Genomic DNA, 24,232 nt, shown 5'->3' on the forward strand with positions numbered 1-24,232 from the left:
GGAACTGAAAATGCGTCACAAGCATGGTTTGCGGAAACTGAACCGCACGAGCAGCCACCGTCTGGCAATGCTCCGTAACATGTCGAATTCGCTGATCGAGCACGAAGTCATCAAGACGACGCTGCCGAAGGCCAAGGAACTGCGTAAGGTCGTCGAGCCGCTGATCACGCTCGGCAAGAAGCCGTCGCTGGCAAACCGCCGTCTCGCGTTCAACCGCCTGCGCGACCGTGATTCCGTCGCGAAGCTGTTCGACGTTCTCGGCCCGCGTTACGCGAACCGTCCGGGTGGCTATCTGAGCATCCTGAAGTTCGGTTTCCGCGTCGGCGACAACGCTCCGATGGCGCTGGTCCAACTGATGGATCGCCCGGAAGTCGAAGAAACCGAAGAAGTTCAGGAAGCTGAATAAGTTCGGTAAGTGGTTTAGCGAAAAGGCCAAGCTCTGCTTGGCCTTTTTGTTTTTGGCGACGGCGACGGCGTCAGTTCGTGCATGACGATGCGCGTCAGTCGCGAATGCTACGATATCAGGCGTAGTCCGAACTCTATGGAGCCGTAGGTGAATGTTCCTGTCGTTCTAATGTTGACGACACTGCCCGACGCCGAATCGGCGCGCGCGCTCGCGCAGGCGGTTCTTGAAGCACGGCTGGCCGCGTGTGTGACCAGGCGCGGCGCGGTGGAGTCGCAGTACCACTGGAAGGGCGCGCTGGAATCGTCGGAGGAAGTGCAGGTGCTGCTCAAGACGAGCGTCGCGCGCAGCGAAGAATTGCAGCGCTTCATCGAGGCGCGGCATCCCTATGAAACGCCCGAAATCCTTGTCTGGCAGGCGGATGCGTCGCCGGGTTACGGTCAATGGGTCAATGCAGAAACGCAGCGTCCTCTTCATGTTTGAGCTTTCTCGTAGCGCCGCGCATCGCGTCTTCGGCGTGTTCGTCCTGTTGATGATGTTGTGCGCGGTCATTGGGGTGGCGCGCGCAGACGACGACTTCCTCGATCCCGCCGTCGCCTTCAAGTTCAGCGCCACCGAGCAGCCGGGCGAAGTCGACGTGCGATACAAGATCGCCGACGGCTATTACATGTACCGCGAGCGGTTCGCGTTCGCGGTGAAGAGCGGTGACGCCATCATCGGCGCGGCGCAACTGCCGGCCGGAAAAGTCCACTTCGACCAGACGTTCAACAAGGATGTCGAGACGTATCGCGGCGAACTGGTCATTCGCATTCCGGTTGCGCAGGCGAAGGGACCGTTCGAGCTCGCTGTGACGTCGCAGGGTTGCGCTGAGAAGGGCATCTGTTATCCGCCGATGGAGCGCATGTATCGCGTGAAAGGCTCGGCGCTGCAGGCGGCAGGCGCGTCACCGTCGACCCCCTCGGCGGCCGATGCATCGCAATCCTGGTTCGATCGCGCGACGAGCGCCGACTACGCGCAGTCGATGCTCGAAGGCGGCGGATTCTTTGCCGTCGTCGGGCTGTACTTCGTCGCCGGGATGGTGCTGAGTCTGCTGCCGTGCTCCTATCCGATGATCCCGATCTTGTCGGCGATCATCGTCGGTGAAGGCGCGCGGGTGACGCGCTCCCGCGGGTTCGCGCTCTCAGCGTGCTATGTGTTCGGGATGGCGCTCGTCTATACCGTCCTCGGCGTGGCGGCGGCGCTGATCGGCCAGAGCCTCGGCGCCTGGCTGCAGAACCCCTGGGTGCTGGGCACGTTCGGCGTGCTGCTCGCGATCTTCGCGGTCGCGCTCATCTCAGGAATCGATATCGCCTTGCCCGAGCGGTGGCAAAGCAGCGTGAACGAGGCGTCGCAGAAGCGCACTGGCGGCAAGTTCGCCGCGGTCGCCGTCATGGGTGCGTTGTCCGCGCTCGTCGTCGGCGCGTGCATGACGGCGCCGCTGTTCGCGGTGCTAGCGTTCATCGCGCATACCGGCGATGCGATGCTCGGTGGCGCGGCGCTATTCGCGATGGGCGTCGGCCTCGGCGTGCCGTTGCTCGTCATCGGACTGGGCGCGGGTTCGATACTGCCGCGCGCCGGCGCGTGGATGGACAGCGTGAAAGTGTTCTTCGGCGTCGTGCTGCTTGCTGCGGCCTTGTGGATCGTCTGGCCGGTGGCCGGCGGTGTCGCGCGGATGTTGCTGAGCGCGCTGTGGCTGCTGATCGCGGCTGCGTCGCTTGGTTTCTTCGCTCGCGGCGCGGCAACACCGGCGAATGTCTGGACGCGTCTGGGACGCGGAGTCGGAGCGGCGCTCGCCGTCTGGGCTGCGACGCTGCTTGTCGGCCTCGCGGCAGGCTCGACTGACCCACTGCGTCCGCTGGCGGTGCTGGCGTCGCGCAGTGGCGGGCCAGCGACGAACGGTGCGCAGAACCAGGGGCCGATCTTCGCGCCGGTGCGAACATCGGCGGAACTGGATTCTGCGGTGAAGGCGGCCGCGCGCCCCGCGATGCTCGACTTCTATGCCGACTGGTGCGTCTCCTGCAAGGAAATGGAGAGCCTGACGTTCTCGGATGCGCGGGTGCAGGCGCGGCTCGCGCAACTCAATCTGCTGCGCGCTGATGTGACCGCGAACAGCGCCGACGATCAATTCCTTCTCAAGCGCTTCAAGCTGTTCGGCCCGCCCGGCATCATTTTCTTCGATGACAAGGGCAACGAGGTGGCGCGGGTCGTCGGCTATGAATCGGCGGACAAGTTCCTGAAGAGCCTCGACAAACTCGGTCCTTCCAACGGATAAAAAAAGGCGATGCCGCGAGGCATCGCCTTTTTCTCATCAGCGGCTCAGATTTACTTCGATGCCCGCAGAATGCGCGCCGCGTCGAGCGCGAAGTACGTCAGCACGCCGTCCGCGCCCGCGCGCTTGAAGGCGAGCAGCGATTCCATCATCGCCTTGTCGTGATCGAGCCAGCCGTTTTGCGTGGCGGCCTTGATCATCGCGTATTCACCGCTGACCTGATACGCATACGTCGGGAAGCGGAACTCGTCTTTGACGCGCCACACGATGTCCAGATACGGCATGCCCGGTTTGACCATCACCATGTCCGCGCCTTCTTCGATGTCCATGCGCACTTCGCGCATCGCTTCATCGGAGTTCGACGGGTCCATCTGATAGGTCATCTTGTTGCCCTTGCCGAGATTCGCCGCCGAACCGACCGCGTCGCGGAAAGGGCCGTAGAACGCCGACGCGTATTTCGCGGCATACGCCATGATGCGTGTGTGGATGTGCCCGTCGCTTTCGAGCATCTCGCGGATCGCGCCGATGCGGCCATCCATCATGTCCGACGGCGCGACGATATCCACGCCAGCTTCCGCCTGCGTGCGCGCCTGCTCGACGAGAATCTCGCTCGTTTCGTCGTTCTTCACGTAGCCGTCTTCGTCCAGCACGCCGTCCTGGCCGTGGCTCGTGTACGGATCGAGCGCGACGTCCGTCAGCACGCCGAGCGCCGGAAAGTTCTTCTTGAGTTCGCGCACGGCGCGCGGAATCAGGCCTTCCGGATTCGTCGCCTCGCGGCCGTCGGGCGTCTTGATGGACGGTTCGATCGCCGGGAACAGCGAGATCACCGGCACGCCGAGTTCGACGCACTGCTCGGCGACCTTCATCAGCAGATCGACGGACGTGCGCTCGACGCCGGGCATCGACGGAATCGACTGGCGCTCATTCGTGCCTTCGACGATGAAAACCGGGTAGATCAGATCGTTCGTGGTGAGGATGTTCTCGCGCATCATCCGGCGCGAAAAGTCATCGCGACGCATGCGGCGCGGACGATGATGGGGATAGAAACTCATGACGTGACTCGATGTGATGTGCTTCGGAGGGAGATCGGAAACGTGGTTCCGGGGCGCTCGAGCCATATGGGACAAGCCCGCCCGCGTCGAGGAAACGTTTTGAGACAATGGTATATCATACCGATCGAGCAACGCGCTTGCGCCGCGCTCCCCGCTTCTCCTCCCTGAGCGGGCGCCAATCGTTATGCGATTAGGCTGTTGACCCGCCGTTATGCGGCGGGTTTTTTTATGTCTGCCTGTGCCGACGAACTGATCGCGCCGGTCGTGCCGTCACTGTGCCGCGTCGCCGGGCGCCGTCTGTTCGGGAATCAGCCAGCTCTCGATCAGTTCATGCGCTTCGTCAAGACCGGTGCGCTTGAGCGCCGAGAAAAGCTGCACGCTCAACTCACCGCGATACCCCGCTGCCTTGTATTCCCCGAACGCTTTCTGCGTCGCCCGCAGCGCGTTGGTCATCTCCTGTCGCGTCAATTTGTCGCATTTTGTGAGGAGCGCGTGGATCGGCTTACCGGTCGGTGCGAACCAGTCGATCATGATCCGGTCCAGTTCGGTCAACGGACGGCGCGAATCCATCATCAGGATCATGCCGCGCAACTGCGCACGGCTTTGCAAGTACGTGGAGAGCAATTGCTGCCAATGCGCCTTGGCCGCGCCCGGCACTTCGGCATAGCCGTAGCCGGGCAAGTCGACGAGATGCGCGACGGGCGCGTCCTTCGGACCGACTGCGAAATAGTTGATGTGCTGCGTGCGCCCGGGCGTCTTGCTGGCGAACGCAAGCCGCTTCTGATTGCAGAGGATGTTGATGGCGGTGGACTTGCCGGCATTCGACCGCCCGGCGAACGCGATTTCCGGCTGCGGAGTCGGCGGAAGGTCGCGCAGATGGTTGACGGTGGTGAAGAAGCGAGCTTGATGGAGCAGAAATGACATTGGCGGGCGATCGAGAGAGAGGCGATGACTGAAGCCTTGAGAACCCCGGCAAATACTGGGCATGCCCCGACTGGCGTCTTTGCGTGTAGCGGGTTATTGTACAATACGACGGATTTTTAAAGACCCGCAGGGCGTAAGATCCAGGGCCGCAGGCGTTGCCCAACAAGGAGCGAGACAGTTTTCAGGGCGTCTTTGGAGCCCTTTCGTTCGGGTATCTTGCGGCATGTTCGGTTGCCGTCGTTTTTTGCAGAACCTCACATTCTCACAAGACGAAAAACAGGGTACGCGAATGAACCGACTGTACAGGTCTCTGGTGGTGCTCAAGGCAGCGGCGGCTTTCGGTTTCGGTGCAAGTTTGAGTGGGTTTGCGGTATCGGCGAGCGCGGCGGAGTCCGCCCAGCCGGCCAAGCCCGATGTGACGAGAGGGCAGGCCATCGCCACCCAGGTCTGCGCGGCGTGCCATGCGGCGGACGGCAACAGCGCCGGCGCCGCATTTCCGAAGCTCGCGGGCCAGCACGCGGAATACATCGTCAAGCAGTTGAAGGATTACAAGACCCAGCCGGGCGCGAAAGCGCCGGCGCGCAACAATCCGATCATGACGGGCATTGCCAGCGCGCTCACGGATCAGGACATGGTCAACGTCGCCGCGTACTTCGCTTCGCAAAAGGCCAAGCCTAACTATGCGCGCGACAAGAACACCGTCGCGCTCGGCCAGAAGATCTACCGTGGCGGCATCGCGGACAAGGGCGTGCCGGCGTGCGCCGCCTGTCACGGCGCAACGGGCATGGGTATCCCGGTGCAATATCCGCGATTGTCGGGGCAGTGGGGCGATTACACCGCCGCGCAGTTGAACGCCTTCGCGCAGGGCACGCGCAACAACAGCGAGCCGATGCGCGCCATCTCGTCCCGCCTCAACGATGCCGAGATGAAAGCGGTAGCGGATTACATCGCCGGATTGCATTAAACGCAGCACGCAGCGTCCAGCGGTTCCCGGCTGAAAAGCAAGAAAGCGCGGGATCGCCCATACTACGATACGAAGCCGGCCCACAGAGGCAGGCGCGAGAACAAGAAAAGGGTGGGACGTCGGTCGGTCAGACCGTTGGCGTCTCCACCCTTTTTTGCTGTCAGCCGGAGTTTGAATGAGCGTCACCACATCGGGCATGCAGTCGAAGTCTAGCCGCCGCGCCATCAGGCATTTCGTCGAACTGGTGAGTTCGATGCGTTTCGCCATCGCCTTGCTGGTCGTATTGGCGATAGCGAGCATCATCGGTACGGTGCTTACGCAAGAAGACCCGTACCCGAACTACGTCAATCAGTTTGGCCCGTTCTGGGCGGACATTTTTCGCGGCCTGAGCCTCTACACCGTCTACAGCGCGTGGTGGTTCATGCTGATCCTGATCTTTCTGGTGATCTCCGTGTCGCTGTGCGTGGTGCGCAATGGCCCGAAGATGATCGCCGACATCAAGAGCTGGAAAGACCGCGTGCACGAAGGCAGCCTGCGCGCGTTTCATCACAAGGGCGAGTTCGTGACGCCGGCGAATCGCGCGCAGAGTGCGGCGACGCTCGAGCGCCTCGGCACGAAGATGGGCTACCGGTTCATCCGGCGCGAGACGGACACCGGTGCGACGCTCATCGCCGGCAAGCGCGGCGCGCTCACGAAGATCGGCTATATCTCGGCGCACTTGGCGATCGTCGTCATCTGTATTGGCGGGCTGCTCGACAGCAACCTGCCGATCAAGCTGCAAATGTGGCTCTTCGACAAAACGCCGATCAACTCCAACGCCGTCATCAACGACATTCCGGCCGAGCATCGCCTGTCGACGTCGAACCCGACTTTCCGCGGCTACGCGTGGGTGCCGGAAGGGCAGTACGTCGGCACCGCCATTTTGAATCAGCCGGGTGGCTCGATCATTCAGGACCTTCCTTTCTCGATTCAGCTCGACAAGTTCATCGTCGATTACTACTCGACCGGCATGCCGAAGCTCTTCGCGAGCGATATCGTCGTGATCGATCACAAGACCGGCAAGCGCATTCCGGCGCGTATCGAAGTGAACAAGCCGTTCACGTATGAAGGCGTGTCGATTTATCAGTCGAGCTTCCAGGACGGCGGCTCGAAGCTCGAAATGACCGCCTGGCCGATGGCCGGCGGCAGCGCAAAGACGTCGCCCGTGAACGGGACCATCGGCGGCAGCGCGCCGATTGGCGCGCAGTTCGCGGGCGCGAAGGGCGAAACGGTCGAATTCACGGACTTCCGCGCGATCAACGTCGAGAACATGACGGACGGCAGCGGCACGCCGGACGCACGCGGCGTCGGCAAGAAGGAGACGCTGCGCGATGCGTTCGACGAGCGCCTCGGCTCCGGCGCGAAAACGTCGAAGCCGACCGATCTGCGCAACGTCGGCCCGTCGGTGCAATACAAGGTGCGCGGCACGGACGGCCAGGCGCGCGAGTACAGCAACTACATGCTGCCGGTGGATGTCGGCGGGCAGCGAATGTTTCTCGCCGGCATGCGCGTGAGCCCTAACGATCCGTTCCGCTATCTGCGCATTCCCGCCGACGAACAGGGCTCGGTCAAGCAGTGGATGGAACTGCGCGCGGCACTCGCGACGCCCGCAACGCGCGTCGAAGCGGCGCATCGTTTTGCACTGCGTTCCGTGCCACCGACGAACGTGGAGATGCAGAAGCATCTCGAGGAGAGCGCGATCCGCGTGCTGAACCTTTTCGCCGGAGCGGACGAAACCGGCGCGGCAACCACGAATCCGCAGACGTTTGGCGGATTCCAGGGCATCGCCGGTTTTATCGATCGCTCGGTGCCGAAGGGCGAGCAGGAGAAAGCCGCAGGACTTCTGATGCGCATGCTTGAAGGCGCGATGTGGGACGTCTGGCAAATTTCGCGCGAACAGAACGGCCTGCCCGCCGCGAAAATCGACGAGAAGAGCACCGCGTTCGTGCAGGCGTCGATCAACGCGCTTTCCGACAGCTTTCTGTACGGTTCTCCCGTCTTTCTGCAACTGGATACGTTCAAGCAGATCCAGGCTTCGGTATTCCAGTTGACGCGCGCGCCGGGTAAAAAAGTGGTGTATCTTGGCAGCCTCCTGCTGGTGGTCGGCATTTTCTCGATGTTCTACGTGCGCGAACGCCGGCTCTGGTTCTGGCTCAAAGATACAGGACAAGGCGGCGCAAGCGTGCTGATGGCGATGTCCACCGCACGCCGCACGCTCGACTTCGAGAAGGAGTTCGAGCGCACGCGCGCCGCAGTGGCGGCCGCTCTCGGCGCATCGCCGGTCGATCCGGCCGCGGCGACCGCGCCCGTCGCCGCCTCGTCGCAATCGACATCCGAAGCTGCCAGCTCGGAAGTTTCATCACGGTAAGATCATGGACCTCACACAGACCTCCTCTCACGCCTCCGCCAAGACGGAACGTCCGGCATCCGGCCTTCCTGATGCCGGCGTGTTCGACGATCGTCCGTTCTTCCGCAAGCTCGGCGCGCTCGACTGGCTGTTCGCCCTCGCGATGGTCGCGGGCGCGGGCTTCGCGCTGAACCGCTATCACGCGTACATGGACGTGTACGACATGGCCGTGCTGATCGGCGCGGTGCCGACGTTCGTTGTCCTCGGCTGGCGCTGGAAACCGGTGCGCTTGCTGATCGCGTTGATCGCGGTACTGGCTTTGTCGTCGATTCAGCTTTATCAGCACGACCTCGCCCGCGCGGACACCAATTTCTTCCTCAAGTATTTTCTGTCGAGCCAATCCGCGATTCTGTGGATGAGCGCGCTCTTCATTCTTGCGACGCTGTTCTACTGGATCGGCCTGCTGACGCGCTCACAGACGGGCGGCGCAATCGGTTCGCGCATGACGTGGGTTGCGGTGCTGATGGGCTTCACCGGTCTCATGGTGCGCTGGTACGAGTCGTACATGATCGGCAGCGACGTCGGCCATATTCCCATCTCGAACCTGTATGAAGTGTTCGTGCTGTTCTGCCTGATCACTTCGCTCTTCTATCTCTACTACGAGCAGCATTACGCGACCCGCCAGATGGGCGCGTTCGTGCTGCTCGTGATCAGCGCGGCGGTCGGCTTCCTGATGTGGTATTCGATCGCCCGCGACGCGCAGCAGATTCAGCCGCTCGTGCCCGCGCTGCAAAGCTGGTGGATGAAGATCCACGTGCCGGCGAACTTCATCGGCTACGGCAGCTTCGCGCTCTCGGCGATGGTTTCGGTCGCGTATCTGGCGAAGCAGCGCGGCGTGCTGGCCGACCGCCTGCCGTCGCTCGAAGTGCTCGACGACGTCATGTACAAGTCGATCGCCGTCGGTTTCGCGTTCTTCACCATCGCGACGATTCTCGGCGCGCTGTGGGCGGCGGAAGCGTGGGGCGGCTACTGGAGCTGGGACCCGAAGGAAACCTGGGCGCTGATTGTCTGGCTGAATTACGCGGCGTGGCTGCACATGCGGCTGATGAAGGGCCTGCGCGGCGCGGCGGCGGCGTGGTGGGCGCTGACGGGCCTCATCGTGACGACGTTCGCGTTCCTCGGCGTCAACATGTTCCTGTCGGGCTTGCACAGCTACGGCAAGCTCTGATCCGGCCGCATCGAAAGAAAAAACCGCCACGCATCACGCTGGCGGTTTTTTTCGTTCTAACGTGGAATACGGGCACCGGCCGTGCTGTTTGCACCGGTAACGACGAATGCAAAGGGAGTCGTCTCATGTGGATCAAACGTAATGGCGCGCTTTACGGCGACGACATCGACAGCAGCGAAATCACGCCGCGGCACGTGTTCGAAAATCGGCGGCGCGTGTTGCAATCGATGGGCGCACTCGCCGCCACGGGTTTCGCCGGCGCGAGCGGTTTCGCGCACGCGACGCTGACTTCACCGGATGCCAAAGGCCAGAAGCTCGCGGCGACGACGAACCCCAAGTTCGTCGCGCTCGACAAGCCCACGTCGCTCAAGGACATCACGACGTACAACAACTTCTACGAGTTCGGCACCGACAAGAGCGATCCCGCGCAGCATGCGAGCACGCTGCGTCCGCGGCCGTGGAAAGTGTCGGTCGAAGGCGCGATCAAGAATCCGAAGGTGTATGACATCGACGAGATGCTCAAGATTGCCCCGCTGGAAGAGCGCGTCTATCGGCTGCGTTGCGTCGAAGGCTGGTCGATGGTGATTCCGTGGATCGGCGTCTCGCTGTCGGAACTGATCAAGCGCGCCGAGCCGGCGGGCAACGCGAAGTACGTGCAGTTCATCAGTCTGGCCGATTCGTCCCAGATGCCCGGGCTGTCGACGCCCATCCTCGATTGGCCGTACTCCGAAGGCCTGCGCATGGACGAGGCGATGAACCCGCTCACGCTGCTGACCGTCGGCCTATACGGCGAAGTGCTGCCGAACCAGAACGGCGCGCCGGTCCGGATCATCGTGCCGTGGAAGTACGGCTTCAAGAGCGCGAAGTCGCTGGTGAAAATCCGTTTCGTCGAAAAGCAGCCGCCGACGAGCTGGAACACTTACGCGCCGAGCGAATACGGCTTCTATTCGAACGTGAATCCGAACGTCGATCATCCGCGCTGGAGCCAGGCGACGGAGCGGCGCATCGGCGAGGACGGCTTCTTCGCGCCGAAACGCAAGACGCTGATATTCAACGGCTACGACGATCAGGTCGCATCGTTGTATCAGGGCATGGACCTCAAGAAAAACTTCTGAACCATGCCGACCGCCACTGAAATCAAACGCGCTACCGCCGCCGCGCCGCAGAGTCGAAACTGGATCGCGCCTGCGAAGGTCGCCGTCTTCATCGCGATGCTTTACCCGTTGGCGCGCATCGTCGTGCTTGGCCTCACGTCGGGGCTGGGCGCGAATCCGATCGAATTCATCACGCGCTCGACCGGACTCTGGACGCTCGTCTACCTGTGCATCACGCTCGCCGTCACGCCGGCGCGACGCCTGACGGGCGTGACCGCGCTCGTGCGTTTTCGCCGCATGATCGGGCTGTATGCATTCTTTTTCGCCGTGCTGCACTTCACGACGTACATCTGGTTCGACAAGTGGTTCGACGTGGCGGAGATGCTGAAGGACATCGGCAAGCGGCCATTCATCACAATGGGCTTCGCGGCGTTCGTGTTGCTGATTCCGCTCGCCGTGACATCGCCCAAGGCGATGGTGAGAAAGCTCGGCCGCCGCTGGCAGACGCTGCATCGGACGATCTATCTCATCGCGGCGCTCGCCATCCTGCATTTCTGGTGGATGAAGGCAGGCAAGCACGATTTCGAATTGCCCAAGATCTACGGCGCAATCGTGATCGTGTTGCTGGGCTGGCGCCTGGTCGCGTGGCTTCGGGCGCGGAACGCACGCACGTAAAAAAAGCGACGCTAGTCGAGCGTCGCCTTCCTTCTTTCGTCGACCGCGTGAAGCGGCTCAGTCCGGCAGAATCGATTCCCCGGCGAACAACTGTTTGACCTCTTCGCGCGCTCGCACAATGCGCGCGCGCTCGCCGTCCACCATCACTTCGGCGGCGCGCGGGCGGGTGTTGTAGTTCGAGCTCATCACGAAGCCGTACGCGCCCGCCGAGCAGACCGCGAGCAGATCGCCCGGTTCGACGGCCAGATCGCGATCGCGCCCGAGCCAGTCGCCGCTTTCGCAGACCGGACCGACCACGTCGTACTTGTGCGCCGGCGCATCGCGCTTCACCACGGGGACGATGCGATGAAACGCCTCGTACATCGCGGGGCGCGCGAGATCGTTCATCGCGGCATCGACGATGGCGAAGTTCTTCTCCTCGCCCGGCTTCAGGAATTCGACGCGCGTCAGCAAGATGCCCGCGTTGCCGACGAGCGAGCGCCCCGGCTCGAAATACACTTCGCGCTGACCGTGGCCGCGCTTTTCGATGTGATCGAGCAACGTGCGCACGAAATCGCCGATATCCGGCGGAGTTTCGTCGTCGTACGTGATGCCGAGGCCGCCGCCGACATCCACGTGACGAATGCTCATGCCGTCCGCTTCAATCTGTTCGACGAGTTCGAGCAGCTTGTCGATGGCATCCAGATACGGGCTGATTTCCGTAATCTGCGAACCGATGTGGCAGTCGATGCCGACCACGTCCAGATTCGCCATCGCGTGTGCGGCGCGGTAGGTCGCGCGGGCGTCGCTGAAGGCTACGCCGAACTTGTTCGACTTCAGGCCCGTGGAGATATACGGATGCGTCTTCGCGTCGACGTCCGGATTCACGCGCAAGGAAACCGGCGCGCGCTTGCCGAGCGATTGCGCCACGTCGTTCAACGCATGCAGCTCGGGAATCGATTCCACGTTGAAGCACTTCACGCCGGCTTCGAGCGCTTCGCGCATTTCCGCCGCCGTTTTGCCGACGCCCGAAAACACCGTGTTCCCGGCTTTCCCGCCAGCAGCCAGCACGCGCGCCAGTTCCCCCGACGACACGATGTCGAAGCCCGCGCCCAGACGCGCGAACACATTGAGGACGGCGAGATTGCTGTTGGCCTTCACCGCGACGTGAACGCTCGCGCGGCGGCCGGCGCACGCATCGGCATAAGCGCGATAGGCGCGCGTCAGCTCATCGCGGGAATAGACGTAGAGCGGCGTGCCGAACTGCTGCGCGAGCGACGCGGCGGAAACGCCTTCGGCGTGAAGTGCGCCGTCGACATAATGGAATGCGGAATCACTCATGCGTGTGCGCGGGTGGAATCGGAATCAGGTTCGGGATGCGCCAGAAGGCGCACAGGCTTGCTGTCAGTACGCCGACGAAGCCGCTTTGGGTGCGGCGGCGGGCGTGGGTTTCAGGTCCGTCTCGGGCGCGAGCGAGAGCGCGTCGCCCGACGTGTCCGGAATGTCGCCGGATGCAGCGCGGGCCGGGTTGGCGCGCGAGGCGGTTTCGTCGTCGGGAGTTACGTCGGAAGGCGGCGTATCCTGCAGATTGTCAGGACGCTGCGGCATGGGAGGCACGACGGGAAGATAAAGCGGACCGCGTTGCCCACAACCGCCGAGCGTGATTGTGGCCGCGGCGCAAACGCTGACAGCCGCTACAATCGCGCTCATCCTGAAAACAACTCGCATGACCGTCCCTGTACATAGAATCGATGGAGTTTAGCATGACAGACCAGGAATACCTGACGTTGGCGGAGGCCGTGCTGACCGCGATCGAGCGCGATGTGGACACGGCCGAAGCCGACATCGAATTCGAGCGAAGCGGCAATGTGCTGACGCTGGAATTCGAGAATCGCACGAAGGTGATCGTCAACTTGCAGCCGCCGAAGCACGAAATCTGGCTCGCGGCGAAGTCGGGCGGATTCCACTACAAATACGTCGATGGTCAGTGGCGCGACACCCGGGACGACAGCGAGTTTTTCGCCGCGCTGAGCAAGTATTCGACTGAACAGGCAGGCGAGCCGATCCGCTTTTCAGCGTGACCGGCTCGTGAGGTGAGAGAAAAGCAGACGGTGTGGAAAAGGGCTACTGGCCCTTGAACAGATTCATGATGTCCTGCTTTTCCTGCTCGCCGACATCTGGCGTCGGCGCGGTCACGCCCGACACGCCGCCTTCCTGCGGCGGCGCCTGACTCACCCCGATCGTCGCGATGAAGCCGTGGCCCGGCGTCATGTCGTCGTAGTACAGCTCTCCACCGAGCGATTTCACATCGGGCGGCATCATCGGCTTGTACTCGGGTACGCCTTGCAGCGCGCGGGTCATGTATTCCATCCACACGGGCAGCGCGAGACCGCCGCCGGTTTCGCGGTCGCCGAGACTGCGCGGATTGTCGTAGCCGATCCACGCGATCGCGACGAGCGATCGCTGATAGCCGGCGAACCACGCATCGCGCGAATCGTTCGTCGTGCCGGTCTTGCCGGCAAGGTCCCCCCGCTTCATCTGATTCGTCTTCGCGGCCGTGCCGTGCTGCGCAACGCTTTGCAGCAGGCTGTTCATCACGAAGGCATTGCGCGGCGTGATCGCGAGCGGCGCGCTGCCCTGCGCGACGAGCGGTTGCGGATGCGACACCACGGCGCCGCGCGGGTCGGTGATATCGGCGATCAGATACGGATTCACGCGATAGCCGCCGTTCGCGAACACCGCATAGCCCGACGCCATCTGCAGCGGCGTCACGAGGCCCGAGCCGAGCGCCATCGGCAGATACGCCGGATGACGGTCCGCGTCGAAGCCGAAGCGCGTGATGTACTGCTGCGCGTACTTCGTGCCGATGTTGTTCAGGATGCGGATCGACACCATGTTCTTCGACTTCTGCAGCGCGGTGCGCATGGTCATCGGGCCGTCGAAGCCGCCGCCGTAGTTCTTCGGCTCCCACGCCTGGCCGCCGGTTTCGGCGGCGCTGAAGAATAGCGGGCCGTCGTTGATGATCGTCGCCGGCGACAAACCCTTCTCCAGCGACGCCGAATAAATGAACGGCTTGAAGCTCGAGCCCGGCTGACGCCACGCCTGCGTGACGTGGTTGAACTTGTTCTTGTTGAAGTCGAACCCGCCGACGAGCGCGCGGATTGCGCCGTCCTGCGGCACGAGCGAGATCAACGCGCCTTCGACCTGCGGCAGTTGCGTGATGGACCAGTCGCCGTCGCTGCTTTTCGCGAGCCGCACGATCGCGCCCGGACGAATGCGCTGGTTCGGCTGCGCACGCGGCGAAAGCGCATTCGCGACGAAGCGCAGATCGTTGCCGGTGATGGTGGCCACGTTGCCGTCGATGAAGCTCGCCTTCACTTCCTTCGGACTCGCCGACGTCACGACCGCCGCGACGATCTCGCCGTTGTCCGGATGCTCGGCGAGCGCATCGTCGATGGCCTGTTCACGGTCATCCGCGTCCGCCGGCAGATCGATGAAGCCTTCCGGCCCGCGATAGCCATGACGCCGTTCGTAGTCCATCAGGCCTCGGCGCAGCGCGTGATAGGCGGCGTCCTGATCGGCGGAATCGATCGTCGTCACGACGTTGAAGCCGCGCGTATAGGCTTCTTCGCGATATTGCGCGTACATCATCTGCCGGACCATTTCCGCGACGTATTCCGCGTGGACACTGAACTCGCGCCCTTGTCCCTTCACGATGAGCGGCTGTTTCAGCGCCGTCGCGTACTCTTCCGGCGTGATGAAGTTCAGCTCGCGCATCCGCTGAAGGATGTACTCCTGCCGAACCTTCGCGCGCTTCGGATTCACGACCGGGTTATATGCGGACGGCGCCTTCGGCAGACCCGCGAGCATCGCCGCTTCGGCGAGCGTGATGTCCTTCAGGTCCTTGCCGAAATAGACGCGCGCCGCGCTCGCAAACCCGTACGCACGCTGTCCGAGATAGATCTGATTCATGTACACCTCGAGAATCTGATCCTTCGTCAACGCACGCTCGATCTTGTAGGCGAGCAGTATCTCGTAGATCTTGCGGGTGTACGTCCTTTCGCTCGACAGGAAGAAGTTTCGCGCGACCTGCATCGTGATCGTGCTCGCGCCTTGCGATGCATGCCCATTCGACAATGCAACCGTTCCCGCGCGCACGATGCCCATGACATCGACGCCGCCGTGATCGTAAAAACGCGCGTCTTCGATTGCGAGCACGGCTTTCTTCAGGCGATCGGGCACTTCCTGAATGCGCACGACGCTGCGGCGTTCCTCGCCGAATTCGCCGATCAGCACGTGATCGGCGGTGTAGATGCGCAGCGGCACTTTCGGCCGGTAGTCGGTGAGCGCATCGAGCGATGGCAGGTTCGGCATCGCCACGATCAGCGCATAGCCGAACACCAGCGCAATGGAGACGATCAGCGCGAAAACGCAGACGAGCGAGCCTAAAAGCAGCCGCGCAAACCACGAACGTCGAGGCTTTATCGGGCCTTCGGGCGGCGTGGCCGGCGGATTAGTCGGGGAAGAGGATTGCATAGCACCACCAAAAACAGTCCCGGGATTATAGCCGTCCGGGTTTCGGGAAATTCCTAGGCACTCGGGCAACAGTTCAATGCAATCCGCGTCGCTTTTCCTATTGCCAAGATACGCGCGATGTCCCGCGAAAACATCGTGTCATCGCTCGCGTTAGCCGTTCGGCCGAATGTTCGCCGTGTGCCGCCTTCACGAGAATTCGTGCATCGAAAGCGCGCGAATGTTTCGGCGCGCGAGTGACGGAAGGAGTGGACATGAAGAAAGAAAGCGCCTTGCGCGGCGCGGTGCTGACGGTCACGCGCCGGTTCGCGGCGGGTATCGACATAAGCGAGGACGCAGTGCGGCTCGCGGTTCTCAGCCGGCGGCTGAAGCGGGATTCGACCGTGTGCGTCGAGCATCTGGATGCGGTTCCAATCGCGGCGGGGGCGGTGGTTGGCGGCGATTTCGTCGATCGCGCGGCCGTCGCTGCGGCGTTGCGCGAAGCGGTCGAACGCATGCCGCAGAACGGCGCGTGGGGCGCGCTGCGCTGTTCGATGGGCCTTCCCGCATCGGCGACGCTGACCACGCGGGTGCCGCTCGCGCGGTTGATCGAAGCGCGCCAGCCGGACGTGCCGGATATCGGCAGCGATCCAAGCGGCTTGCTGGAGCCGGCGGTGCTCGCCGAGGCGGAGCGCGCATCGGGCATGGAGCGCGGCGCGCTCGCAGTCGACTGGTCCGTCGAGGCTCGCGACGACGGGAACGCCTATGTGACGATCGCAGCGACCGCCAGGCGGCATGTCGAGGCGCGCGTGGAAACGGCGGCGGCAGCGGGCATCGCGTTGTGCGCCATCGACGGCGAACCGGCCGCGGCCCTGCGCGCGATGCGTCATTCGGGCCGCGTCGAACTGGACGCCGACGCGCGCTATCTCGCTTGCTGGCTCGAAAGCTCGGGGCTGCACGCGTGGGTCGTGAGCGCCGGTGAGGTGGAGAGCGAGGCGCGCTACCCCGCGCCGGAATACGTGAGCATCGCCGACGCGCTGCGCCATCTGGCGGGCGAAACGAGGCCGATCGACTGCGCGTACGTCGGCGGCCAGACGCAATTGCTGGCGAACGCGGGCCTTCCGCTGCCGGCGCTGGCGAAGATCGTCGGCTGCCCCGCGCTGCCGTTCGAGGCTGCGCCGTATTGCAACGGCGCGTCGGAAATCGATGCCGCGATGAAGCATTCGCCGCTTTTCGCCACCGCGTTCGGACTCGCATTGCGCGAGGTGCTGCAATGAGGAGCGCCGCCACCATCGACGGCTTCAATCTGCTGCCTTACCGGTCGCGCAACCGTCGTGCGCTGCGACGGCAGCGGCTCGCGATCCTGGCCGTCGCAAGCCTCGCCGGATGCGCGGCTGTGGGAGGCGTCGCGGGCTGGGACGCGTTCGAGCGCACGCGTCTGGATGACCGGCGTATCGCACTGGAAGCGACGCTGCGCACATCGAACGCGGCTATCGACGAACACGCGCGCCTCCTTCGCACCGAGGCCGAGCGTCGCCGGGCGCGTGACGCGGCGCAACCGCTCGCCGGACCGCGCGACCGGTTCCTTGCGCTGCTGGAAGCGCTTGCGGATACGCCGCCGCGCACGGACGTCGTTCTGCAACGCGTTTCCCAGCGGGCCGATGAAGTCGAGCTTGCCGCGCTCGCCCCGGATTCCCAGACGGCGGCGCGTTGGCTCAAACGGCTGGAGGACTTGCGCGGCGTGCAATCGGTCGAGGTCGTGGAGATGAAGCGGCGCGTGGAGACGGGAGCATCCGCGAACCGCGATGCCGTCGCGCCGGCTATCGATCGCTATGAATTCATCGCGCTGGTGCGCTATGCGGCGGCTGAAACGAAAACCACTGCCGCACCGGCGAAAACATCAATGCAAAGGAAACCGCAATGAACACCCTGACGATGACTGTCCCCGGAGGCTTGCGCTCGCACTCGCACGGGCGCGCCCGCACTCCGCTGCTTCGACCGCTGCACGCGTGGTCGACGCGTCGCACGGGTCTTACGGCGCTCGCGCTTTTCGTATGCGTGTTTGCGATGGGCGTCGAAGGCTGGCGGGCTTCGGGCCTGAGCCAGCGCGATGCCGCCCGCACCGCGCTCGCGGCAACTCAACGCAAAGCGGACGATGCCCGCGGAATCGTCGCCGCATTGCCGGAACTACGGGCACGCGTCGCGGCCACGAGCATGACGCCCGCCATCTGGACCGCTGCCGATGCGCTTCACGCAGTGGCCGCACTCGCTGCGCAGAGCGGACTGCGCGTGACGGAGATCGAGCCGCAATCGTTGGCGAAAAGCGGAGCCCGGACGTCAACGCGGCCGGCAACGGAACGCGCGCTCACCTTCCGGGCGGACGGCACGTTTCCTGAAGTTCGCCGCTTTCTGGAGGCGCTCGTCGGCCTGCCGCGCCTGATCGTGCCGGAGGCTGTGCAAATCAAGCGTCAGGCCGGCGCGGTGACGATCGATGCGACGCTGCGCATCCACGAAACGCTGCCTGCGGTGCCCCTCTCAGAACCCGCGCGCACGAACGCTTTCATCGTCGATCCGTTCGGCAGGGACGGCGCAACCGGTCTCGCTCGCGATGCGGGCATGCTGCTCGTCGGCACGATGGTGGCGCGCCACCGCGCGATGGCGCTCGTGCAGAGCGCGAAGAACGTCGACCACTACGAACCGGGACAGCAGATCGGCGACGAGCGGCTCGAACGCGTTCAGCCCCGCGCGATACGGCTTGCAAGCGGCGAGGGCGCGTCGCGGATGCTGACGTTCGCGGAGGATCGCAAGTGAGCAAGGCGCTATGCATCTTCCGCGCGATGAGCGTCGCGGCGATCATCGTGGCGCGTGCGGCAACGGCGGCCGACGTCGGCGATGCGCCCGTCGCGCCATTGCCGCCGCTACCGGCATCGCTCGATACGCTGCCGACGGATCAGTTCGCAATCGATACGGCCATTCCGCTGGTGCCACCGCCGCCGCCCCAAGCGCCGGCCACGCCAAGCGCGGAAAAGCCCGCTGCCGAATCCGCCGAGCCGCTCGAAGGACCGCCGGTGCCGCTACGGCAACTCGAACGCCTCAGCGGAACGAAGGCCGATGACGGCAAGCCGATCACGCTCGACCTGAAAAACGCCGACCTGAGCGCCGCGCTGCAAGGCTTCGCGCGCTTCACCGGCCTCAACATCATCGCGAGCGAGAAAGTGCGCGGGCTGGTGTCGATCAATCTCGTCGCGGTGCCGTGGCGGCGCGCGTTCGACACGCTTCTCGACGTCAACGGCCTGGCGATGGAGCAGCACGGCAACGTGATCTGGGTCGCGCCGCTCGCCGAACTCGCGGCGCGCGAGAAGTTGCGCTATGAGGCGCACGCCCGCGCGGCAGAACTTGAGCCGCTCGCAAGCCGCACCTTCACGTTGCGCTATCCGCGTGCCGAAGACGTGCGCAAGCTGCTGACCGGCTCGGGCACGCAGCGCGTGCTGTCGAAGCGCGGCTCCGCCATGGCCGACGCGCGCACCAATCTGCTTTTCGTCACCGATCTCGACGGTCGCGTGCAGCAGATCGCCGAGCTGATCGCATCCATCGACAGGCCCACGCCGCAAGTGATGATCGAAGCGCGCATCGTCGAAGGCGAGACCGGGCTGTCGCGCAACCTCGGCGTCAAGCTGGGCGTCGCGCCGACGGGAGACTCCGCGCGCGGCATCGCGGGCGGCAAGGACGGGGTGGTATACGATCTGTCGGCGCGGCCGCTCAACGGTTTCGACGCGGCGACCGCAGGGCTCACGCTCTTCGCCGCGCAGGCCACGCGGCTGCTCGACATCGAACTCAGCGCGCTCGAATCCGAGGGGCGGGGACAGATCGTGTCGCGACCGCGCGTCGTGACGGCGGATCGCGTGAAGGCGATCGTCGAACAGGGCACGGAGCTGCCGTATCAGGCGAAAGTCGGCAATGGCGTGTCGGGCGTGCAGTTTCGGCGCGCTGCGCTCAAACTGGAGGTCGAACCGCAAATCACGCCGCACGGGCACGTCATTCTCGATCTGGATGTCGCGAAAGACAGCGTCGGCGAGCAGACGGCGGCGGGGCCGGCCATCAACACGAAGCACGTGCAGACGCGCGTGGAAGTGGAGGATGGCGGGACCGTGGCGATCGGCGGCATCTATTCAGAAGACGAACGGGTCGATGTCACCGGCGTGCCGGGATTGTCGAAGCTGCCGCTGATCGGCTGGCTGTTTCGTCACGACGCGCGGCGCAAGTCGCAGAGCGAGCTGGTCATCCTGATCACGCCGCATGTGGTGGCGGCGAAGGGATGACGCCGGGCGTGCGACTCGACAAAGCGGGCGGTTTGCCCTTAAGCTGCCGCACGAACAAATTGCATATTGTCAAAGGATCAAGGTTGCAGGAAGGGCACGCGAACGCGAACATCTTCTTCGTCGGACTCATGGGGGCGGGTAAAACCACCGTGGGCCGTGCGGTTGCGCGCCGTTTGCAGCGCTCGTTCATCGATTCCGATCTGGAAATCGAAGCACGCACCGGCGCGCGCATACCCGTGATCTGGGAACTCGAAGGCGAGGCCGGATTCCGCCAGCGCGAAGCCAACGTCATCGACGAGCTGTCGCAGAAGAGCGGCATCGTGCTCGCGACGGGCGGCGGCGCGGTGCTGCGGCAGGAGAATCGCGAACATCTGAGGAATCGCGGCATCGTCATTTATCTGCGCGCCAATCCGCACGATCTCTGGCAGCGCACCCGCCGCGACAAGAACCGGCCGCTGCTTCAGACCGAAGATCCGCGCGGCAAGCTGGAAGCGCTTTTCAAAACGCGCGATCCGCTCTATCAGGAGTGTGCGCATTTCGTCGTGGAAACCGGGCGGCCGACGGTCAACGCGCTCGTCAACATGGTCCTGATGCAACTGGAGGTGGCCGGCGTCATCAAGTCGGCTGAGTCATAATGTCCGCCATGATTACAGTCAATGTCGAACTGGGCGAGCGCGCCTATCCCATTCATATCGGTGCGGGGCTGATCGGGCGCACGGAGCTTTTTGCGCCGCATATCAAGGGCTCGTCGGTGGCCATCGTCACCAATGCGACCGTCGATCCGCTCTATGGCGACGCGCTGCGCGCCGCGCTCGAACCGCTCGGCAAGAAAGTGACGACCGTCGTTCTGCCCGACGGCGAAGCGCACAAGAACTGGGAAACGCTCAATACCATCTTCGACGCGCTCCTCACCGAACGGGCCGATCGCAAGACGACGCTCATCGCGCTCGGCGGCGGCGTCGTCGGCGACATGACCGGCTTCGCGGCCGCCTGCTACATGCGCGGCGTGCCGTTCATTCAGGTGCCGACCACGCTACTTGCGCAGGTGGACTCGTCGGTCGGGGGCAAAACGGGCATCAATCACCCGCTCGGCAAGAACATGATCGGCGCGTTCTATCAGCCGCAGGCCGTCATCGCCGATATAGCCGCACTGCATACGCTGCCGGAACGCGAACTGGCCGCGGGCATCGCGGAAGTCATCAAGACGGGCGCGATCGCCGATGCCGGTTTCTTCGACTGGATCGAAGCGAACATCGGCGCATTGAACAGCCGCGACGAAAGCGCGCTCGCGCATGCGGTCAAACGTTCGTGCGAGATCAAGGCATCGGTCGTGGCGTCGGACGAACGCGAAGGCGGGCAGCGCGCCATCCTCAATTTCGGCCATACGTTCGGTCACGCCATCGAAGCCGGGCTCGGCTATGGCGAATGGCTGCACGGCGAAGCGGTCGGTTGCGGCATGGTCATGGCGGCCGACTTGTCGGTGCGCCTCGGCAAGCTCGACGACGCCGCACGCAAGCGGCTGGTGCGCGTCATCGAGGCGGCGAAGCTGCCGGTCGTCGGCCCGAAGCTCGGCGATGACCGCTACGTCGACCTGATGAAAGTCGACAAGAAAGCCGAAGCCGGCGAAATCAAATTCATCCTGCTGACTCGTTTTGGCGCGACGGAGATCACGAGCGCGCCGGATCAGGCCGTGCGTGCGACGCTCGCAGCCAGCGTCTGAGCGCCACGCAGCAGCCGGAACCACGACGATGCGGAGGCAGCCGGTGAGCGAAACAGAAGCAGGATTCGGAGCGCCGTCGCAAGGGGCGCTCGAAGCCCATCTTGCGCCGTATGCGGCGCGTTCGTCCACGTCGCGCGGACGCCGCTATGCTGAGACGCCGCCCGCCGCGCGCACCGAGTTTCAGCGCGACCGCGATCGCATTGTGCATTCGACCGCCTTTCGCCGGCTCGAATACAAGACGCAGGTTTTCGTCAATCACGAAGGCGACCTGTTCCGCACGCGTCTGACGCACAGTCTGGAAGTGGCGCAAATCGCGCGTTCCGTCGCGCGCAATCTGCGGCTGAACGAAGACCTCGTCGAAGCGATATCGCTTGCGCATGATCTCGGTCACACGCCGTTTGGCCACGCCGGGCAGGACGCGCTCCACGAATGCATGCGCGATCAAGGCGGCTTCGAACACAATCTGCAAAGTCTCGCGGTCGTCGATCAGCTCGAAGAGCACTACGGCGCGTTCGACGGGCTCAACCTCTGCTTCGAGACGCGCGAAGGCATTCTCAAGCATTGCTCACGCGAGAACGCACGCAAGCTGGGCGAACTCGGCGAACGCTTTCTCGCGGGCAGGCAGCCATCGCTCGAAGCGCAGATTGCCAACGTCGCGGACGAGATCGCCTACAACAATCACGATGTCGACGATGGCCTGCGTTCCGGCCTGCTCACGCTCGAGCAAATGTCCGAAGTGAGTCTCTGGCATACGCACTTCGATGCGGCGCGCGCGGAGTTCCCCGGCATCGAAGGCCGCAGGCTCATCCACGAGACCATACGCCGCATCATCAATACGCTGATCGTGGATCTGATCGAGACCACGAGCCGCAATCTGGCGCGCGTGAGGCCGACATCCATCGAAGACGTGCGCAGTGCGCCGCTGCTTGTCGCGCATAGCGATGAAGTCGCCGCGCAAGCCGCCGCGCTCAAGCGCTTCCTGTTCAAGAACCTGTATCGCCATTACCGCGTGATGCGCATGGCCAACAAGGCGAAGCGCGTCGTCACCGGCCTGTTCGACGCCTTTACCGACGACCCGCGCTTGCTGCCGCCCGCGTATCAGGCGCGTCTCGCCGTGGCGGAAGAGTCCGCGAACGACGCCGCCGCGCCATGCCACGAGAGCACGCAGGCGCGGCTGATCGCGCATTACATCGCGGGAATGACGGATCGATATGCATTGAAGGAATACCAACGTCTGTTTGTCATCGACAACAATTAAGATCGCGCGTTTTCAGGCGCGAATCTGCAAAAAAGGAGACTCATCGATGAAATGCACGCCCTCGTTCCGCTCGATCACGGCCGCTGCCGTTCTGGCCTTCGGCGCCAGCACCGCAGCTCATGCTGCGACGGAAATCCAGTTCTGGCACGCGATGGAGGCCGCCCTCGGCGAGCGCGTGAACGACATCGCCAAGGACTTCAACGCGTCGCAGAGCGACTACACGATCGTTCCGGTGTTCAAGGGCACCTATGACCAGACGCTTGCGGCGGGCATCGCGGCGTATCGCAGCGGCAATGCGCCCGCGATCCTACAAGTCTACGAAGTCGGCACCGCGACGATGATGCAGGCGAAAAAGGCCGTGCTCCCTGTCTCCGACGTATTCAAGCAAGCGGGCGTGCCGCTCGACGAGAAGGCGTTCGTGCCGACCATCGCCGGCTATTACAGCGACGCGAAGACCGGCCATCTCATCTCCATGCCGTTCAACAGTTCCACGCCCGTTCTGTACTACAACAAGGACGCGTTCAAGAAGGCGGGTCTCGATCCGAATCAGCCGCCGAAAACCTGGGCCGATGTCGAAGCCGACGCGAAGAAGCTGAAGGCGGCGGGCTATTCGTGCGGCTATTCGTCGGGCTGGCAGAGCTGGATTCAGCTGGAGAACTACAGCGCGTGGCATGCGGCGCCGTTTGCATCGAAGAACAATGGCTTCGACGGGCTCGATGCAAAGCTCGAGTTCAACAAGCCGCTGCAGGTCGCGCATATCCAGTTCCTGCAGAAGATGGCGAAGGACGGCACGTTCACTTACGTCGGGCGCAAGGACGAGCCGGTATCCAAGTTCTATAGCGGCGACTGCGGGATCATCACGAACTCGTCGGGCTCGCGGGCCACTATTCAGAAGTATGCGAAGTTCGATTTCGGCGTCGGCATGATGCCTTACGACGCGAGCGTGAAGGGCGCGCCGCAGAACGCGATCATCGGCGGCGCGAGCCTCTGGGTGCTGGCGGGCAAGGACCCGGCGGTGTACAAGGGCGTCGCGAAGTTCCTCGCGTATCTGGCCACGCCGCCGGTCGCGGCGAAGTGGCATCAGGACACCGGCTACCTGCCCGTGACGACCGCCGCCTATGAACTCACGCAAAAACAGGGCTTCTACGACAAGAATCCCGGCGCGGACATCGCCATCAAGCAGATGCTGAACAAGCCGCCGCTTGCCTATACGAAGGGCTTGCGTCTCGGCAACATGCCGCAGATTCGCACCATCGTCGATGAAGAACTCGAGCAGGTGTGGGCGGAAAAGAAGACGCCGCAGCAGGCGCTCGATTCTTCCGTGCAGCGCGGCGACGAACTTCTGCGCCGCTTCGAAAAGAGCGGCGGCTAAGCGCCACGGTCAGGCATGCGCCCGCGCCAAACGCGGGC

22 protein-coding genes are annotated in these 24,232 nt (G+C 63.7%); 17 read left to right on the top strand and 5 right to left on the bottom strand.

All coding sequences use genetic code 11. From position 1 onward, the window contains the following. The first annotated feature begins 10 nt into the window (after positions 1-10). The 3 genes from rplQ (at position 11) to dsbD (ending at position 2,714) form a co-directional block, all read left to right on the top strand. Complete coding sequence (gene rplQ / locus AB6804_RS24375) at positions 11-406, top strand: 50S ribosomal protein L17 (RefSeq protein WP_008344047.1); 396 nt, start codon at positions 11-13, stop codon at positions 404-406. Positions 407-553: 147 nt separating this feature from the next. Next, entirely contained in the window at positions 554-886 is a 333-nt protein-coding gene (cutA, locus tag AB6804_RS24380; protein WP_370888639.1) for a divalent-cation tolerance protein CutA, read from the top strand. Further along, positions 879-2,714, top strand: a complete 1,836-nt coding sequence (dsbD, locus tag AB6804_RS24385) for a protein-disulfide reductase DsbD (RefSeq protein WP_370888640.1) — start codon at positions 879-881, stop codon at positions 2,712-2,714. Before cutA ends, dsbD begins: the two co-directional genes overlap by 8 nt. Positions 2,715-2,764: 50 nt before the next feature. Here dsbD and hemB read toward each other — a convergent pair whose 3' ends face one another. Beyond that, positions 2,765-3,763 (bottom strand): porphobilinogen synthase, encoded by a 999-nt coding sequence (hemB, locus tag AB6804_RS24390; RefSeq protein ID WP_370888641.1) that lies wholly within the window; start codon positions 3,761-3,763, stop codon positions 2,765-2,767. A gap of 270 nt (positions 3,764-4,033) precedes the next feature. Then, on the bottom strand, positions 4,034-4,687 hold the full coding sequence (gene yihA / locus AB6804_RS24395; RefSeq protein WP_370888642.1) for a ribosome biogenesis GTP-binding protein YihA/YsxC: 654 nt from the start codon (positions 4,685-4,687) through the stop codon (positions 4,034-4,036). 289 nt (positions 4,688-4,976) lie between these two features. On the opposite strand from yihA, the gene AB6804_RS24400 reads away from it, so the two are divergent. The 5 genes from AB6804_RS24400 (at position 4,977) to msrQ (ending at position 11,034) form a co-directional block, all read left to right on the top strand. Next, positions 4,977-5,651: a cytochrome c gene (locus AB6804_RS24400; RefSeq protein WP_370888643.1), complete on the top strand. Its 675-nt coding sequence runs from the start codon at positions 4,977-4,979 to the stop codon at positions 5,649-5,651. A gap of 175 nt (positions 5,652-5,826) precedes the next feature. Continuing rightward, on the top strand, positions 5,827-8,058 hold the full coding sequence (locus AB6804_RS24405; RefSeq protein WP_370888644.1) for a cytochrome c biogenesis protein ResB: 2,232 nt from the start codon (positions 5,827-5,829) through the stop codon (positions 8,056-8,058). 4 nt (positions 8,059-8,062) lie between these two features. Further along, the gene (gene ccsB, locus AB6804_RS24410; protein WP_370888645.1) at positions 8,063-9,265 is read left to right on the top strand and encodes a c-type cytochrome biogenesis protein CcsB; all 1,203 of its coding nucleotides are present in this window, start codon (positions 8,063-8,065) and stop codon (positions 9,263-9,265) included. A gap of 125 nt (positions 9,266-9,390) precedes the next feature. Then, positions 9,391-10,380, top strand: a complete 990-nt coding sequence (msrP, locus tag AB6804_RS24415; protein ID WP_370888646.1) for a protein-methionine-sulfoxide reductase catalytic subunit MsrP — start codon at positions 9,391-9,393, stop codon at positions 10,378-10,380. A gap of 3 nt (positions 10,381-10,383) precedes the next feature. Further along, the gene (msrQ, locus tag AB6804_RS24420; RefSeq protein ID WP_370888647.1) at positions 10,384-11,034 is read left to right on the top strand and encodes a protein-methionine-sulfoxide reductase heme-binding subunit MsrQ; all 651 of its coding nucleotides are present in this window, start codon (positions 10,384-10,386) and stop codon (positions 11,032-11,034) included. Between the two features lie 57 nt (positions 11,035-11,091). Here msrQ and lysA read toward each other — a convergent pair whose 3' ends face one another. Both lysA and AB6804_RS24430 read right to left on the bottom strand, forming a co-directional pair. Next, the gene (lysA, locus tag AB6804_RS24425) at positions 11,092-12,354 is read right to left on the bottom strand and encodes a diaminopimelate decarboxylase (RefSeq protein WP_370888648.1); all 1,263 of its coding nucleotides are present in this window, start codon (positions 12,352-12,354) and stop codon (positions 11,092-11,094) included. 63 nt (positions 12,355-12,417) lie between these two features. Beyond that, positions 12,418-12,741, bottom strand: a complete 324-nt coding sequence (locus AB6804_RS24430; RefSeq protein WP_370888649.1) for a lipoprotein — start codon at positions 12,739-12,741, stop codon at positions 12,418-12,420. Between the two features lie 35 nt (positions 12,742-12,776). Between AB6804_RS24430 and cyaY the strand changes: the two genes are divergently transcribed. Next, complete coding sequence (gene cyaY / locus AB6804_RS24435; protein ID WP_035967641.1) at positions 12,777-13,094, top strand: iron donor protein CyaY; 318 nt, start codon at positions 12,777-12,779, stop codon at positions 13,092-13,094. Positions 13,095-13,137: 43 nt separating this feature from the next. Here the strand turns inward: cyaY and AB6804_RS24440 are convergent, their stop codons facing one another. Further along, on the bottom strand, positions 13,138-15,549 hold the full coding sequence (locus tag AB6804_RS24440; protein ID WP_370888650.1) for a penicillin-binding protein 1A: 2,412 nt from the start codon (positions 15,547-15,549) through the stop codon (positions 13,138-13,140). A 251-nt stretch (positions 15,550-15,800) separates the two neighbouring features. Between AB6804_RS24440 and pilM the strand changes: the two genes are divergently transcribed. The 8 genes from pilM (at position 15,801) to ugpB (ending at position 24,194) form a co-directional block, all read left to right on the top strand. Next, the gene (gene pilM, locus AB6804_RS24445) at positions 15,801-16,802 is read left to right on the top strand and encodes a pilus assembly protein PilM (protein ID WP_370888651.1); all 1,002 of its coding nucleotides are present in this window, start codon (positions 15,801-15,803) and stop codon (positions 16,800-16,802) included. Beyond that, positions 16,799-17,449 (top strand): PilN domain-containing protein, encoded by a 651-nt coding sequence (locus AB6804_RS24450; RefSeq protein ID WP_370888652.1) that lies wholly within the window; start codon positions 16,799-16,801, stop codon positions 17,447-17,449. Before pilM ends, AB6804_RS24450 begins: the two co-directional genes overlap by 4 nt. Further along, the gene (locus AB6804_RS24455; protein WP_370888653.1) at positions 17,446-18,336 is read left to right on the top strand and encodes a hypothetical protein; all 891 of its coding nucleotides are present in this window, start codon (positions 17,446-17,448) and stop codon (positions 18,334-18,336) included. Before AB6804_RS24450 ends, AB6804_RS24455 begins: the two co-directional genes overlap by 4 nt. A 26-nt stretch (positions 18,337-18,362) precedes the next feature. Beyond that, positions 18,363-19,844 (top strand): type IV pilus secretin PilQ, encoded by a 1,482-nt coding sequence (locus tag AB6804_RS24460; protein ID WP_370888682.1) that lies wholly within the window; start codon positions 18,363-18,365, stop codon positions 19,842-19,844. Between the two features lie 83 nt (positions 19,845-19,927). Next, positions 19,928-20,479: a shikimate kinase AroK gene (gene aroK / locus AB6804_RS24465; RefSeq protein ID WP_035967726.1), complete on the top strand. Its 552-nt coding sequence runs from the start codon at positions 19,928-19,930 to the stop codon at positions 20,477-20,479. Between the two features lie 8 nt (positions 20,480-20,487). Then, positions 20,488-21,564, top strand: coding sequence for a 3-dehydroquinate synthase (aroB, locus tag AB6804_RS24470; protein ID WP_370888683.1), 1,077 nt, complete (start codon positions 20,488-20,490; stop codon positions 21,562-21,564). A gap of 28 nt (positions 21,565-21,592) precedes the next feature. Further along, positions 21,593-22,822, top strand: a complete 1,230-nt coding sequence (locus AB6804_RS24475) for a deoxyguanosinetriphosphate triphosphohydrolase (RefSeq protein ID WP_370888654.1) — start codon at positions 21,593-21,595, stop codon at positions 22,820-22,822. A 46-nt stretch (positions 22,823-22,868) separates the two neighbouring features. Continuing rightward, complete coding sequence (gene ugpB / locus AB6804_RS24480; RefSeq protein WP_370888655.1) at positions 22,869-24,194, top strand: sn-glycerol-3-phosphate ABC transporter substrate-binding protein UgpB; 1,326 nt, start codon at positions 22,869-22,871, stop codon at positions 24,192-24,194. Positions 24,195-24,232: the final 38 nt, after the last annotated feature.

It is taken from the genome of Caballeronia sp. RCC_10 (genome assembly GCF_041360715.1).
Taxonomy (GTDB): Bacteria; Pseudomonadota; Gammaproteobacteria; order Burkholderiales; family Burkholderiaceae; genus Caballeronia; species Caballeronia grimmiae.

Bases quoted from the DNA above. Each gene is read 5' to 3' on its own strand.
- rplQ (WP_008344047.1), top strand. From the start codon at position 11: ATGCGTCACAAGCATGGTTTGCGGAAACTGAACCGCACGAGCAGCCAC.
- dsbD (WP_370888640.1), top strand. From the start codon at position 879: ATGTTTGAGCTTTCTCGTAGCGCCGCGCATCGCGTCTTCGGCGTGTTC.
- hemB (WP_370888641.1), bottom strand. From the start codon at position 3,763: ATGAGTTTCTATCCCCATCATCGTCCGCGCCGCATGCGTCGCGATGAC.
- yihA (WP_370888642.1), bottom strand. From the start codon at position 4,687: ATGTCATTTCTGCTCCATCAAGCTCGCTTCTTCACCACCGTCAACCAT.
- AB6804_RS24400 (WP_370888643.1), top strand. From the start codon at position 4,977: ATGAACCGACTGTACAGGTCTCTGGTGGTGCTCAAGGCAGCGGCGGCT.
- AB6804_RS24405 (WP_370888644.1), top strand. From the start codon at position 5,827: ATGAGCGTCACCACATCGGGCATGCAGTCGAAGTCTAGCCGCCGCGCC.
- ccsB (WP_370888645.1), top strand. From the start codon at position 8,063: ATGGACCTCACACAGACCTCCTCTCACGCCTCCGCCAAGACGGAACGT.
- msrP (WP_370888646.1), top strand. From the start codon at position 9,391: ATGTGGATCAAACGTAATGGCGCGCTTTACGGCGACGACATCGACAGC.
- msrQ (WP_370888647.1), top strand. From the start codon at position 10,384: ATGCCGACCGCCACTGAAATCAAACGCGCTACCGCCGCCGCGCCGCAG.
- lysA (WP_370888648.1), bottom strand. From the start codon at position 12,354: ATGAGTGATTCCGCATTCCATTATGTCGACGGCGCACTTCACGCCGAA.
- AB6804_RS24430 (WP_370888649.1), bottom strand. From the start codon at position 12,741: ATGCGAGTTGTTTTCAGGATGAGCGCGATTGTAGCGGCTGTCAGCGTT.
- cyaY (WP_035967641.1), top strand. From the start codon at position 12,777: ATGACAGACCAGGAATACCTGACGTTGGCGGAGGCCGTGCTGACCGCG.
- AB6804_RS24440 (WP_370888650.1), bottom strand. From the start codon at position 15,549: ATGCAATCCTCTTCCCCGACTAATCCGCCGGCCACGCCGCCCGAAGGC.
- pilM (WP_370888651.1), top strand. From the start codon at position 15,801: ATGAAGAAAGAAAGCGCCTTGCGCGGCGCGGTGCTGACGGTCACGCGC.
- AB6804_RS24450 (WP_370888652.1), top strand. From the start codon at position 16,799: ATGAGGAGCGCCGCCACCATCGACGGCTTCAATCTGCTGCCTTACCGG.
- AB6804_RS24455 (WP_370888653.1), top strand. From the start codon at position 17,446: ATGAACACCCTGACGATGACTGTCCCCGGAGGCTTGCGCTCGCACTCG.
- AB6804_RS24460 (WP_370888682.1), top strand. From the start codon at position 18,363: ATGAGCGTCGCGGCGATCATCGTGGCGCGTGCGGCAACGGCGGCCGAC.
- aroB (WP_370888683.1), top strand. From the start codon at position 20,488: ATGATTACAGTCAATGTCGAACTGGGCGAGCGCGCCTATCCCATTCAT.
- AB6804_RS24475 (WP_370888654.1), top strand. From the start codon at position 21,593: ATGCGGAGGCAGCCGGTGAGCGAAACAGAAGCAGGATTCGGAGCGCCG.
- ugpB (WP_370888655.1), top strand. From the start codon at position 22,869: ATGAAATGCACGCCCTCGTTCCGCTCGATCACGGCCGCTGCCGTTCTG.